We start from the raw sequence: 13,689 nt of genomic DNA, 5'->3' as shown, positions 1-13,689 counted from the left end.
CCGGGGCCTTCGGACGAATTTGCCCGCCAGACTGCCGCACTCTCGCACTCGAAGTCGTATCTGGCCGCGCGCCAAAGCTGCAAGCGGGCTCGGCGCCCTGACTTCCGCTGCTATCGAAGAAGATTTCAGCAATGCGTAAAGCCACAGAAAATGTGAGCATGGTGGCACGCGGCTTGCATAGCCTGTGCATTCGGCGCGATCGCTTTGCAGACGCACCAAGCTGAACCGGTTGTCTCCTCCACCCCTCTTGGTGGATTTACTCCCGGGGCGCGAGCCCCGGGAGCTTTCTCGCATCGATCCGCTGCGTGGGTGTTGCAAGCTACGCTTCGCCTGCGCCGGGGGGAGGGCTTGCGTACCCCTCTTGGCTTGCGACTGCCGCCAGCGCACCGGCGAGCAGCGCACGGGTTCCGTCATGCGATCTCTTCTCTTCATCGAACTGCCCTTGGAGGTTGTCCAGGCGCTGCTGCAGCGCCGAACCTTGCGACTGGGCCTGCGCCAGTGCGATGCCCTGGGCGGCGAGTTGATCACGCAGGGCGCGTTCGGTCTGCTGGGCAGACTGCTGTGCATCGCGCAGCGCCTGACGCTCGGCGTCGAGCAGTTCGGCCGCGGCTTCCTCGCCGCGCACGCGGCGCTGCTGCTCCTTTGAAAGGTCGCCCTCGAGCTGCTTCGTCGCCTGGCGCGCGCGGTCGACATCGGCGAGCATGCGTGTCTCATGCGCGGGGCGGCCGTTCTGGAGGTTCTGGTAGCTGCGCCTCCGAACTTGCGGACCGTCTGCAGCGCGACCTTTGGCGGATTCCCATTCGCTTGAATGCAGCCGAGACTTCGGCTGCATTTGACCCCAAAGAACGTACATGACCCCAACCCATCCCTCCCCAACCAAGGTGGCGCTACCCAGACTTCGCTTCCGCAGGGAGGGTGAGCGGCGGCCATTTCGACGTGGCGACCTGGCCATGGGCCGAAACGCGCCCCACGAATGCGCGATCGTCGTGTTGTGTGCCGGGGAGTCCGACGCACTGGATGGAAAGCTCCCTGTGAGGACGATTCGTGGGGACGACATGGATCTGGCACCTGGTGATCTGGTCCTCCTTGCGGGAGTCGACACGCAGGAGTTCGGGCCGGGGCTCCATGATCTGCTGAGGTTCATCGACACCGCCGCTGCCGGCTCCTGAGCCCTATTGGCGAGCGGTATCCAGTCGCAACGCGGTATTCGACGCCTTGCCCTCTAGCCCACACAGCTCGTGCAGGGGGATGGCGTCGCGGAAGCGGGAGCGGCCGGACGCCGCGGAATCCGCGCTCAGGCCGCGAACGCTTCGCCGTCGGCGGCCTGCACCGGGATGTGGGCGCGCTCTTCCTTGATGAAATTGGCTTCGTCCACGAACACCAGCTTGGGCCGGTGGCCACGCACCTGCTCCTCGGGCACCAGGCCGAAGGCGGCGATGATGACCAGGTCGCCCAGCGAGGCGCGGCGCGCGGCCGAGCCGTTGAGCGAGATGATGCCGCTGCCGCGCTGGCCGCGGATCGCGTAAGTCACGAAGCGCTCGCCGTTGTTGATGTTCCAGACATGGATCTGCTCGTTCTCCGCCAGGTTGGCGGCCTCCAGCAGGTCTTCGTCGATGGCGCAGGAGCCCTCGTAGTGAAGCTCGCAATCGGTGACGGTGGCGCGGTGGAGATGGTCAGATGAGGCCCCATAGTGGGGGCACGTGTGCCCCTCGCCTCTGGCAGGCCAAGTAGACCCTGTCCGGGACGTTCAGCATCAGCCGAGGCGCAGCGCCAACGCTTCCTCGCCGTGCACGAACTCAACGCGGGGTTCACCTCCGCGCAGAAAAACTTCTGCCGCGCGGACTCCTAGGTGCAGGAAGGAATTCTCCGAGCCGGCGGACGCGATGGCAAGCGACTCGAGTAGCGCCGCAATCGACGTCGGGCTACCCCCTCTGATGTAGTACTTCAGTTCGAAAAAATACGAACGCAGCGCGGGGGGACTTGGGTAACATGGTGCTGTCACATTGGTTGACAACCAGATTCAATGATGCCAGGGGAGTTACGTCTTGCGGCTCACCAAGATATCGTTCGGGTCTTTCCTGCTGTGCATCGCGAGCCTGCTCGCGTCGTCGCTGACCTGGGCGCAATCCACCAGCGTCGTCGGCATCGTCGAAGGCGGCGCCACGCTGATCCGCCAGACCACGCGCTATACGCTGGCCGAGGGCGTGGCGTTGAATGAGCAGGACATCATCGAGACAGCGCCCGGCGCTTTCGCCCAGATCGAACTTCCCGGGGGCGTCCTTGTCGGTATCGGTGAATCGACGCGGCTGATGATGCGGCCTCGCGTTGGCAAGGGGCTCGCGGCGCCGCCGCTGTATCTGCTCCAGGGCTGGCTCAAGACCAGCAGCAGCGGGACCTTCGGCTACGCAAGCCCCACCTTCGAGATCGCGACGCAAGCCGCCAACACCGTTGTCTACACGACCGGCGCGCAGTACGAGGTGTTCGTCGAAAGCGGCGCCGCCAAGCTGACGCTGCGCGATGGCGCCCAGACGATCTCCCAACTGGCCGGCGGCGACTTCGCACAACGGCGTGAAGGTGCCACACCGACGGTCGCGCGGCGTGCCGCGCCCGAGTTCCTGGCCAAGGTGCCGCGCCAGTTCCGCGACCGGCTGCCGGCGCGCGGCGAGCAGTTCGCCAAGCGCAATGTCGCGCCCAAGGCGCTCGGCGAGATCGCCTACACCGATGTGGCCGCCTGGCTGCGCACCGAACCGGCGCTGCGTCTGCCGCTGCTGCCGCTGTGGCGCTCGCGTGCAGCCGCCGACCTGAGCTTCCGCGCGGCGGCCAAGGCCGAGCTGGCGCGGCATCCCGAATGGGAACCCTATGCAGACCCCGAGGGTTATGCGCGCCGCCTGGCCGAAGAGGCCGAGCGTCGGCGCGCGCGGGAGGCCGCGCGCCAGGCCGCCCGCGCAGCCGCCGCCGCTGCGGCCGCAGCGGCAGGCACCGGCGCCGGCTCGGGTAAACCATAGTGAACCGCCGCGTGTCCAGCCGCAACTCAGCGACTACGGACAGCCAGGACTGGAGAACCACATGCGCCTCTTATTCAAGTTCAACCTGATCTTCCTGGTCGTCTTCGTCGCCGGCGTGGTCGGCGCAGGCAAGGTTTCCTACGACCTGCTGCAAAGCAACGCCAAGGAGGAAGTGCTCAACCACGCGCGCCTGACGATGGAAAAGGCGGTGGCGATACGCACCTACACCAACGACCAGATCCGCCCGCTGCTCGAAACGCAGATGAAGTACACCTTCCTGCCCCAGACGGTGCCGGCCTACTCCGCCACCGAAGTGCTGGCGACGCTGGCCAAGAGCTTCCCCGACTACACCTACAAGGAAGCGACCCTGAATCCGACCAACCCGCGCGATCGGGCGGCCGACTGGGAAGCCGACATCGTGAATCGTTTTCGCACCCAGGCCGACAAGAAGGAGTTCGTTGGCGAGCGCGAGTCGGGTACCGGGCGCTCGCTCTACATCGCGCGCCCGTTGCGCATCACGAACGCCGCCTGCCTGGTATGCCACAGCACGGTCGAGGCAGCGCCGCGCACGCTGATCGACAAGTACGGTCAGGCCAACGGGTTCGGCTGGCAGTTGAATGAAGTGATCGGCGCACAGGTGGTGTCGGTGCCCATGGCGGTGCCGCTGGCGCGCGCCGAGCAGGCCTTCAAGGTCTTCATGGCTTCGCTCATCGGCATTTTCGTGGCCATCGGCATCGTGTTGAACCTGATGCTCTACCTGCTCGTGATCCGACCGGTGACGGCGCTGTCGAAGCTGGCCAACCGCGTCAGCCTGGGCGAGCTCGATGTCCCGGAATTCGCGACGCATGGGCGTGACGAAATCGGGACGCTGGCGCAATCGTTCGCGCGCATGCGTCACAGCCTCGATCACGCCATCAAGATGCTCGACGCCTGAGGTTCACCGCGCGTATGTCCGCACCCATCCCATCCCATGTCGGTCCGTACCCGATCCGCGGCGTGGTCGGCTCCGGTGCGATGGGCATGGTGTACCTGGCGCATGACCCGGCCATCGACCGTCCGGTGGCGATCAAGACGATCCACCGTCGCCTGCTCGACTCGAGCGACGACGACCCGAGCGTGGCGGCGCGCTTTCGCGTGGAAGCCAAGGCGGCAGGGCGGCTGACGCACCGCAACATCGTCTCGGTCTACCAGTTCGGCGAAGACAACGACTGCGCCTACATCGTCATGGAGTACGTCGCCGGGCGAAACCTGCGCGATTACATCCAGGCTCCGCGCAAGCTCGAGGTGTCGCAGGTGCTGTGCCTGATGCTGCAACTGCTCGACGGCTTGCACTACGCCCACGAGCGCGGCATCGTGCACCGCGATATCAAGCCGGCGAATCTGCTGATTGCCGATGACGGGCGCTTGAAGATCACCGATTTTGGTATCGCGCGAACCGAATCGTCGAATCTGACTCGCGGCACTTCCGTCATCGGGTCGCCCGGCTACATCGCGCCCGAGCAGTACACCAACAGCGACGTCGACCGGCGCGTCGATGTGTTCTCGGCGGGCGTGCTGCTCTACCAGATGCTCAGCGGGACGACGCCATTCGTCGGCACGGACGACGCGATCATGTACAAGATCGTCTACGAGCCGCACAAGCCGCTGAGCGAGGTGACGAAGGACGCCGCGCTCGAGCCCTTCGACGCGGTGCTCGACCGCGCGCTGGCGAAGGATCCGGCGCAGCGCTACGCGACCGCCATGGAAATGCGAACCGCGCTGCTGGCGCTCGCGACGGAGGCGGTGCCGGATGTGCTCCCGGCCGACATCCTGCTCGCTCCTCGGCTCAAAGGCCCCGAGGCGAAGCCGGCCGTTGGGAAGGTGCGCGACCCGTCCGCGCCCTCCAGGCCGAGCTCGACATCGGTGCCGTCGGTACCCGACCCGGCGACGACTCCCCTGACGCCCTCGAAGCCGCTGCCCGTCACCGGCCCGCCTTCGGTCCCGGTGCCCACCGGATGGGACACCGCGGCGCTGGCCGAGGTCGAACGCGAACTGGCCCAGCATGTTGGACCGGTGGCTCGCGTGCTGGTGCGCCGCGCAGCGCGCGGGTTGACCTCGCTGGCGGCCGTGCGCCATGCCGTCGCCAGTGCGATCGTCGATTTTGAAGCGCGCGAGCGCTTCCTGGCCAAGGCCGGTGCGCCGCGCAGCGATACCGCGGTCTCGGCAGCGGCCACCAGTTTCCAGTCCACGCAGGTCGGGGGCGAAGCGCCGAGCGGCGTGCCGATGCGTGAGGGGGATGTCGAGAAGGCGGCCGCCGCACTCCTTTCCTCACTGGGACCGATTGCGCGGGTCGTCGCCAAGCGCTGCGCTGCGAAGTCGCATACCCGCGAGCAGTTCGTCGCCAGCGTGGTCGAACAGCTCATGCCGAACGTCGATGCCCGCCGTGTGCAGGCCGACTTGTGGCGTGCCCTCGGCTGAACTCGAGCGCGCCGTGATCGAGCTGCGTGTCACGCGCCGACCCGGCGCCACCGAACCCGATGCGACGGCGCTTCCGCTGCCGCCCGAGGGCCTCACGATCGGGCGCGCCGTCGATTGCGGCCTGGTGCTGGCTGACCCGCTGCGCCTTGTGTCGCGCCAGCATGCACAAGTGATCGTGGCCGACCAGGCCGCGCGCGTGCGCTGCATCAGCAGCACCGCACCCTTGTGGGTGAACGGCATGCAGCTCGACCCGGGCGGCGAACGGGCCCTCTTGGTGGGCGACCGCTTGCGCATCGGCGGGTTCGAGCTCGCCGTCGAGCCCGTGGCGGCGACGGCTGCGCAGCGCTCGCGCCTGGATCGCTGGTTCGATCTGGACGCAGCGCTCGATCCACTCGCTGCCGAATCTCCGCTGCCGGCCCTTGCACCTTCGGCCGAAGCTGCGGCAATCAGCGCGGTGGTGTCGTGGCAGACGAGCCGGCATGTCGTGCGCACCATCACATCGATAACGCCGAGTGCGCCCTCGATGCCACCGGCACCGCCGCCCCTGCAGGCCTCTCTGCCGGCAGTGACACCACGGCCCGCGCCCGCCGCGGCAGCCCATTCGCGTTCGGCAGACATGTCGCCGGAACTGCGTGAGCTCGCGGCGGCTTTCGGTCGCGGCGCCGGCCTTGGCGCCGAGGTAGCGCCGCTCACGCCGGACTGGATGGAACACCTCGGCGCGCTGCTGCGGGCCACGGCCGAAGGCACGCTTGCGCTGCTGCAAAGCCGCGCGGTCGCGAAACGCCAGATGCGCGCCGAGGGTACGCACATCACCCCGCGCCAGAACAACCCGCTGAAGTTCTCGCCGGACGCGACCGAAGCGTTGACTCGAATGCTGCAGCGTGACGCGAGCCCCGGCTTCCTCGACCCGGTGGCGGCGTTGCACGACGCGCATCACGACCTGCTGGTGCACCAGGTGGCGATGGTGGCCGGCATGCGCGCGGCCGTGTTCGAGCTCTTCTCCCGGCTGGGTCCCGAGGCCGCCGAGAACGGGGAGGGGCCGGCGCACGGTATTTCACGCCTGCCCTTGCTCCGCGCCGCGGCCCTCTGGCATCGCCACCGCATGCAGCACGCCCAGTTGCTCGAGCACCTGGATGACGACTTCGAGACCATCTTCGGACGCGAATTCCTGCGCGCCTATGAAGCCCAGTCGCGCGTCAATGCCGACGTCGATCCCGCGCCGCCGGAGGATCCATGGCCGAGCGCGCGTTGACCGTCTCGCTCGCTGCGCTGTCGCAAACCGGGCGGCGCGAGTGCAACGAAGATGCCTTCGGCTATTGGGAAGGCGCCGGTTCGCTTGTCGCCGTTCTGTGCGACGGCGCTGGTGGGCATGGCGGCGGCCAGACGGCATCGCGCGCCGCCGTGACGCATGTGCTGGAAGCCTTCGCGCTCCGTCCCGAGTTCAGCTTGAACGCGCTGCAGTGGCTTGTCCAGGGGGCCAACGGCGCAGTCGTCGCGCAACAGGTTGCCGGTACCCTGACTGCCGACATGCGCACCACCATCGTGGTGCTACTGCTCGATCTTCACAGCGGCGCGGCGCTCTGGGCCCATGCCGGCGACTCGCGCCTGTACCGCTGGCATGACGCCCGATTGCTCGGGCGCACGCGTGATCAAAGCCTCGAACAGCGCTTGCGCGACGCCGGCCTGAGTGCGACCGCCGACGCCTCGGGGCAGCTGACTTCGGCGCTCGGCTCACCGGAAGGCTTCGACTTCGAGGTCCTGGAAACGCCGCAGGTGCTCGCTTCCGGCGATGCGCTGCTGCTGTGCAGCGACGGCCTGTGGTCGGCCTTCGACGATGTGGCGATGGCGCGCAGCGTGGTCGGCTGCAGTGGCGCCCAGGCCTGGCTCGATCGCCTCGAAGCGGGCGTGCAGCAAGCCGACCGCAGCGACCAGGACAACTATTCGGCGCTCGCGATCTGGTGCGCGGCGGGTTGAATTTCGAGCAGTTCGAGCAGTAGCGCCGGCTCCGGTGGCCAGGCCGCAGCCCGGGGAATGACATCGTGCGCAGCGGCGAGCGGCCACCAGAGGCTGGCCGGCTGCGACGGCCAGGCCTCGGCTGGCTTGAATTCCTGCTCGGAGTGCGGCGGCAACGCGGCTATAGCCGCCTCGAGCGCTTCGGGTCCTTCTGCTGCCGCGCCAAGCAGCGACGCGAGCCGTGCAGCGCTTTGGTCGGGTGAGGCCGGCGCGGCAAAGCGTTCGGCCAGCGTCAACGGAAAAGCGCGTCCGACACGATCGTGCGAAGCCACGATGATGCCGCACCAGATCTCGCCGGGCGCCGGCAGCGCCAGATAGCGCCACGGCGCGAAGGCGCGAAGGCGTTCGCGCAGCGCGGCGCCGTCCACCATCGTCGCGGCGAGGGCGAGGCCGCGCTGTAGCCAACCGTCCCAGTCGCCGCGCCAGCGTGGCGGCAGGCCACGGCCGACGAAGTCTCCGCGCGCGGGCAGCTTGCCGTACCAGGACACGCGACGCGACGGCAACTTCACCATGTCGCTTGCGGGCAGCGAAAACGTGCCAGCTCCCGGAGGGTCCAGATATCGGCCTCGGGCGCGCCGGATGCGCTCGCCTCGACGTCGAGGGTGCGTGTGTCGACGACAAAGGCCAGCCGCGCTGGCGCGCCCCGCTCGCCCTTCCAGTCGCCGCGCAACAGCACCCGAAGCCAGGCGAACGGACCTTCATGAACTTCGGCGCCGACCCCGGCGGGGCCGGGCGGCAAGATGCGAATCAGCACTTTCTGCGTCGACGCCGGTCCCGGCCAGACCAGTTCCTTGGAGCGTGTCGGGCCGTTTTCGAAGCGCAGCAGCTGACCATCGACATCGATGCTGAACTGCAGCAGCTCGGCATCCATGCGCTGCGGCGTGAGGCGCAGCTTGAGCTCGGGCAGCGGAGCACCCCCGGGGAAGAACAGGGTGCCGATCGCCGCCGCCTGCTCGAATGCACCCGGCATGCTCGCATCGACGGGTGAGCTGCGCGCCTTCCAAGGCCGGCTCGACGTGTCGACGCGTTCGCTCAGCTGGTTGCGCCGGAACTCGTCGAACAGGCCGCCGGGTCCGAACAGGCGCGCGAAATCGGACGGTGCCATGTCGCGCGACGCGGCGGCGCCAAACGGGAAGCGCTCGTGCGTCAACGCGCTGCAGGTCTGCGCGAGTTCGGCCAGCGCGGCGTCGAAACTTGCCTTGGCGCCGCCGCGCGAGCGAATCAAGGTCCCGAGGCCGATGTAGACCTTGCGCAGCGCGACCGGCGCGCGGGCGGCCTCGGCGCGCAAGGTCGCGTCGAGCTCGGCATGGGCAGCCTCGTCGCGCTTGGCCGTAGCCAGGGCGTGAAGGCGGTCGAGCGCTTGCGGCCCGGCACCTGCCGCGTAGTCGCCGAGCGCGCCGAAGCGGGCCCGAAGCAGGCCATCGAAGGCGGCCTCGGCCGTGCTGCCGCCCTGGGAGGTCGCGCTGAACTCGTCGGCCAGGCGTGTCAAGAGGCGGCGCAGCGGCGAATCGGGCGCCGTGAGTTCTGTGGCCTGGCGCGCGGCGCCATCCGCATCGGTGCCGGGCGCCAACGCAAGGGCATCGAGTTGGCGCGACCAGGCGGCGATCACGCGCTGGGCCTGGCGCTTGCCGACCTGCGCGGCGATTTCGTCGCGCCAGACGCGGTCCTTCTGCAGACGCCGTACTTCGCTGCCGGTGTCGCCGAGCACCCAGTCTGCCTCGTTCGCGAGCTCATCGAAGGTCGCCTCGAGCGCCGGCACGAGCTTGCGCCGCCAGTCGCCGGCACTTGAATGCTCGGGCATCGGCCCGGCGCTCGACGCTGCGAACATGAGGGCGCCGGCCGCGCCGAGGCGCGTCGGCAGATCCTGCGCCGGTTCGGGGTCGGAAACGCGTCGCAGCAAGCGCTCGTGCACGCGCTGCGCCAGCGGCAGCGCCGCGAGGGCGCTGCGCGCCGCGCGCACCCCGGCATCGTCGGAGCGCATCGCCTCGGGCAGCCCGCTGCGCTCGAGCAGGGTCTCGACATGGCGCGCCCATTCGACGCGTTCGCCGGCGCCGCTCGCCTGAACCAGCGCCTGCTCGACCCAGGGTCGCAACTCGCCGCGGACCAGCCGCGCCGGGCTGGCGAGCATCAATGAAGCGCGCAGCGCCTCGTAACGCGTCGCGCTGTCCTCGGCCTCGCGCAGGTCGCGGCGCAAGCGCTCGATGAGCAGCGGCGCCAGACTGCGATCGAGCATCTCGCGGTAGGCCTGCTCCGCCGAGCGCGCCAGCCGCGGCCCCTGGAACAGCCCGAAGCCGAAGCCGGCGGGCGGTTCGTTCGGATCGATGCCATCGTTCGCGGCCAGGCGCTCGAGCAGCGAATAGAGCGGCAACACCTGCTCGAGGCTTGCCGACTCCAGCGAGCCGATGCGCTCGGTCAATTGCTCGACGCGCGTGCGCACCGTGTCGACATAGTCGAGGTTGCGCCGGTAGCTCTGCCACCACAGGGCAGATGCGGCGAGCAGAGCGGCGCCGGCAAAGCCGGCGCCCAACACGGCGGCTCGCCGACGCAAACGCAGCCGCTCCAGCCGCTGACCTGCCAGCGGCGCTTCGGCGATCACCAGGCGCTTCAGCAGCGAGTTCAGGAAGAACGATTTGCCGCCGGCGTCGGGTCGCGGCAGCGGCTTCAGCGCCAGGCCGTGGCTGCGTGCGAGTTCGCCGATCACCCGGTCGATCGGATTACCCTCCTGGGTGCCGCTCGTCAGCGCGATCGAGCGCAGGCGCTGCGCCGGTTCGGCGGCAATGCCGGCGAAGGCCTTGCGCACAAATCCTTCGAGAGGTGCGAGCAGGGCTTCGAACTGTGCCGCGAAGGCGTAGATCGGCAGGCGGCGCTGCGGCGTGCGTTCATGCTGCAGCGCCTCGGGGCCGCGCCGTGCCAGGCGCTGCGCGAGGTCGGCCAGGCGCGGCGCGAGATCGACCGGGATGCCGGCGACATCGGCGTCGAACACCAGGCCCCAGAGGTGCTCGCGTTGCGCGGCGTCGAGATCGCCGAAGGTTTCGACAAAGCCGGCGAGCAGGTCGGCCTTGGTCACCAGCAGATAGAGCGGAAAGGCGAGATCGAGCTCGCGGCGCAGTTCGTCCAGGCGCGCCGCGACCGCAGCCGCCTGGCGCGCGAGTTCCGCGCCGCCGTGCAGCAGGTCGGGCACGCTGACGCTGATGATCACGCCATTGATCGGCTGCACCGGCCGGTGCCGGCGCAGCAGCGCGAGGAATTGCTGCCATTCCCGGGCGTCGGCCGCGGCGTCACTGTCCTGTGTCGTGTAGCGTCCCGCAGTATCGATGAACACGGCGTCCTGGCTGAACCACCAGTCGCATTGACGCGTGCCGCCGGTACCCGCGAGCGGGTCGCGCCCGAGCCGTTCGGCGAGCGGAAAGCGCAGACCCGAATGCAACAGCGCCGTGGTCTTTCCGCCCCCGGGCGCACCGATGATCAGGTACCAGGGCAGCTGCTGCACCTGTCGCCGGCTCTGCCACCAGCGTTGGGTACCCTTCGCCTCGATGCCCTGCCGCAGCATCGCGAGCGCCTGGCGGAAGCGCTGGCTCAGTTCGGGGCTGGCATCGCCGGATTCGAGGCCCTTCAGCAGCCGCTCGTTGCGCCGCCGGGCCAGCAGCACCCGCAGCCCGCCCAGACCGAGCAGCAGGAGCGCGACCAGCGCCAGCAAGGCGACGCGTGTGCGCATGTCGTCGAAGGGATGCCAGTTGCCGAAGGCGAGCAGCGGTGCCGCGAACCACAGCAAGGCGCCTGCCGCGCCGAGGTTCACGGCGCTTTGCACGAAGCGGGTCGACGCCTTCATTCCGGGAACAGGACGATCTCGACCCGGCGCAGCGGCTTGCCGGCCGTGGCGTCGACGCGGGCCTCGACCGCGAGCCGCGCATCGCCGAGTTGCGGCCGCAAGACGTCGGCGGCGCCGCGCGCCCATTCCATCGCCTGATGCCAGGCCGAGGGCGTGCGGGCCGTCGGAGGATCGCTGCCATCGGTGTAGCCGACGACAAGTACCTTGCCCGGCAGCTTCGCGAGCGCTGCGCCGAGGCGCGTCAACGGGCCGGTGGCGTCGCCCAGCGCGTCGGCACTGACCACGACCACGCTGCGCAGCGCCTCGTCGCGGACCGACAACCGGCCGGCGTCGATGTCGTCACGCAGGTTCGGGGCCAGCCGCGGCGGCGCCGTCGGCGTGCCCGCCACTGGCACCGCCGTGGCGGTGCTTGCCGGCACGAGTTGCTGCAATGACGCCAGCACGCCGTCGACGCGCGCCGCAAGCTGCAGCTGGCCGGCGCTGTAGACGCCCAAGGCCAGCACGCCGAGCAGCAGGACCGCCGGCAACGCGACGCGTGGCGCCCGCGGCGGGCTGGCGGCCGCTGCCGCGCAGTGCCAGGGGGCGACCAACGCCGGAACCGGCGCCACCTGCTGCAGCGCGAGGTGCACGCGTGTGCGCAGGGATTCGTGTTCGCGGTTGTCGAGGACCATGCGCGCGCGCAGCCCGAGACTCAGGCAGGTGTGGAAGAGTTCGAGCAGCGCGCGGTACTCGCGCGGCTTTTCGGCGAGCCGCGTCAGCAGGCGCAACAGCTTGTCGCCGCCGTCGGCTTCGCCGTGAAAGCGCTGCAGCAGTCCGGCGCCTTGCGCCCCCCATGGCGCCGAGCCGAACTGCTCGTCGCCCCAGGCACAGAGCACGTAGCTCGCGGCCGCGATGCCGGCCTCGTCGACGCCTGCCGCGCGTGCATCCGCTTCGAAACGGTTGACCGCTGCAGCCAGCGTGCTGCGCAGCGCGGCCGGGTCGGCGGGCGTCGCGTCTCGCAAGCCGGCCATCAATGCCACGAGGGGGAGCGCCTGGGCGCGCAACGCACGCGCAGCGGCCGGCTCGTCGACGCCGTCCGGCCCGCCGAAAGCCGGCGATGCGGGCGCGGCGCCGGGCCGCTTCACTTCGCCCACCCCATGAGCAGTTGGCGCGCCTGCGCGTCGACGCGCGCGCGCGGCGCCAGCGTCCCGACGGGCAAGGGCAGGATGGCACGCCACTGCGAGTGCTCGATTTCCCGGAACGCACCGAACACCGCGACGGCACGCGCGTCGCCGCTCAGCTCGAGGGCCAGCTCGCGCGCTTCGCCAGGGCGCAGGTGCAGACTCTGGCGCACGAGCACATTCGACCCGAGGGTCGCCTCGTCATCGTCGTAGAGGCTGTCGAAACTCGCCTTCTCGAATCCGCTCGCATCGCGCAATACATAAACCCGCAGCGCCAGCGAGGCCGACGCGTTGCGTGCATCGGTGTTCAAGCTGCGCTGCGCCTGCACGAGCAACTGCAGGTTGCGTTTGGGCCCGGCCAGTACCGGTGCCGCACCGGGATTGAACATGAAATTCACGACCATCGAGGTGTTCACCCAGGGGATCTGGCGCTGAGCGGTGTCGCGCAGCACCTTGATGCGTACCGCCTTCATCATTTCCTCGACCTCGACGCCCGTGGAGCGCAGCTCGGTGGCGAGGTGGCGCGTATAGATGCTGTTGCCCCCGATCGGGCCGTCCTCGGCGACCCCGCCGGGGGCTGCAGAGAAAGCAATGAGGGCACCCGGCGCCGCCATCTCGGCCAGGCCGTTGGCGTTGCGCGATCGCCTGCGCGCCGCGAAGGGGTCGTTGCGGCAGGCGTCGATGATGAAGATGCGCGCGCGTGGACGCACCCGGTCGACATGCGCGAGCAGCGCTTCGTGCATGTCGATGGCCTCGTCGCGCACTTCGGCCTCGTCGCGCAGCGCGATATCGACCGGCAGCAGGTAGTTGCGTCCGCCGATCTGTACGCCGTGGCCGGCGTAGTAGAAAACCGATGCAACCTGATCGTCGTCCATGCGGCGCGCGAATTCCCGCAGCACGCGCTTGAAGTCGCGGGCATTGAGATTGAGATATTCGCCCACTTCGAAGTCGAGGGAACGCAAGGTCTGCGCAACCAGGCGAGCGTCGTGCTCGGGATTGTTCAGCGGAATTTCAGGGTATCGACCGTTGCCGATCACGAGTGCGACTCGGCGTTGCTTGGGGGCTTCCACCTTGGCCTGCGACTGAGCGTGGCAGACCCCGCTCCACAGCACAGGGACGAGGCCGAGGCAGGCAAGAAGGCGCCGGCGACGCATTGGAGTACCTTCGCCTTCGGCTGCGGTGCTATTCGACTTGGGAGCGGCCTGGCGTCTCATGTGTGAAGCCC

10 protein-coding genes and 1 pseudogene are annotated in these 13,689 nt (G+C 69.1%); 5 read left to right on the top strand and 6 right to left on the bottom strand.

Annotated elements, in window-relative coordinates; genetic code table 11:
• Positions 1-319 precede the first annotated feature (319 nt).
• Both ACSQ86_RS35740 and panD read right to left on the bottom strand, forming a co-directional pair.
• Positions 320-703: a hypothetical protein gene (locus tag ACSQ86_RS35740; RefSeq protein WP_436310805.1), complete on the bottom strand. Its 384-nt coding sequence runs from the start codon at positions 701-703 to the stop codon at positions 320-322.
• A 591-nt stretch (positions 704-1,294) separates the two neighbouring features.
• Positions 1,295-1,669: pseudogene (gene panD, locus ACSQ86_RS35735) on the bottom strand (aspartate 1-decarboxylase); the annotation flags it as partial.
• A gap of 376 nt (positions 1,670-2,045) precedes the next feature.
• Here panD and ACSQ86_RS35730 point away from each other — a divergent pair.
• The 5 genes from ACSQ86_RS35730 to ACSQ86_RS35710 all read left to right on the top strand — a co-directional run bounded on the left by ACSQ86_RS35730 (position 2,046) and on the right by ACSQ86_RS35710 (position 7,436).
• Positions 2,046-3,005 (top strand): hypothetical protein, encoded by a 960-nt coding sequence (locus tag ACSQ86_RS35730; protein WP_436306499.1) that lies wholly within the window; start codon positions 2,046-2,048, stop codon positions 3,003-3,005.
• A 61-nt stretch (positions 3,006-3,066) separates the two neighbouring features.
• Positions 3,067-3,939 (top strand): c-type heme family protein, encoded by an 873-nt coding sequence (locus ACSQ86_RS35725; protein WP_436306500.1) that lies wholly within the window; start codon positions 3,067-3,069, stop codon positions 3,937-3,939.
• 14 nt (positions 3,940-3,953) lie between these two features.
• A complete protein-coding gene (locus ACSQ86_RS35720) occupies positions 3,954-5,462 on the top strand; it encodes a protein kinase domain-containing protein (protein ID WP_436306501.1) in 1,509 nt (502 codons plus the stop codon).
• Positions 5,449-6,714 carry a type VI secretion system-associated FHA domain protein TagH gene (tagH, locus tag ACSQ86_RS35715; protein WP_436310804.1) on the top strand — a complete coding sequence of 422 codons (1,266 nt, stop codon included), beginning with the start codon at positions 5,449-5,451 and terminating at the stop codon, positions 6,712-6,714. The genes ACSQ86_RS35720 and tagH overlap by 14 nt, the downstream gene beginning before the upstream one ends.
• A complete protein-coding gene (locus tag ACSQ86_RS35710) occupies positions 6,696-7,436 on the top strand; it encodes a PP2C family protein-serine/threonine phosphatase (protein ID WP_436306503.1) in 741 nt (246 codons plus the stop codon). Before tagH ends, ACSQ86_RS35710 begins: the two co-directional genes overlap by 19 nt.
• Here ACSQ86_RS35710 and tagF read toward each other — a convergent pair.
• The 4 genes from tagF to tssJ are packed head-to-tail and all read right to left on the bottom strand — an operon-like array spanning position 7,400 to position 13,534.
• A complete protein-coding gene (tagF, locus tag ACSQ86_RS35705) occupies positions 7,400-7,987 on the bottom strand; it encodes a type VI secretion system-associated protein TagF (protein WP_436306504.1) in 588 nt (195 codons plus the stop codon). The genes ACSQ86_RS35710 and tagF overlap by 37 nt on opposite strands.
• Complete coding sequence (gene tssM, locus ACSQ86_RS35700) at positions 7,981-11,304, bottom strand: type VI secretion system membrane subunit TssM (protein ID WP_436306505.1); 3,324 nt, start codon at positions 11,302-11,304, stop codon at positions 7,981-7,983. Before tssM ends, tagF begins: the two co-directional genes overlap by 7 nt.
• Positions 11,301-12,428: a DotU/TssL family secretion system protein gene (locus ACSQ86_RS35695; protein WP_436306506.1), complete on the bottom strand. Its 1,128-nt coding sequence runs from the start codon at positions 12,426-12,428 to the stop codon at positions 11,301-11,303. Before ACSQ86_RS35695 ends, tssM begins: the two co-directional genes overlap by 4 nt.
• Positions 12,425-13,534, bottom strand: coding sequence for a type VI secretion system lipoprotein TssJ (gene tssJ, locus ACSQ86_RS35690; RefSeq protein ID WP_436310803.1), 1,110 nt, complete (start codon positions 13,532-13,534; stop codon positions 12,425-12,427). The genes ACSQ86_RS35695 and tssJ overlap by 4 nt, the downstream gene beginning before the upstream one ends.
• Positions 13,535-13,689: the final 155 nt, after the last annotated feature.

The organism is Variovorax sp. LjRoot130 (assembly GCF_964253755.1).
Lineage (GTDB): Bacteria > Pseudomonadota > Gammaproteobacteria > Burkholderiales > Burkholderiaceae_C > Variovorax.
Note: the sequence above shows the minus strand (reverse complement) of the source record. Positions and strands in the feature narration are given on the sequence as shown.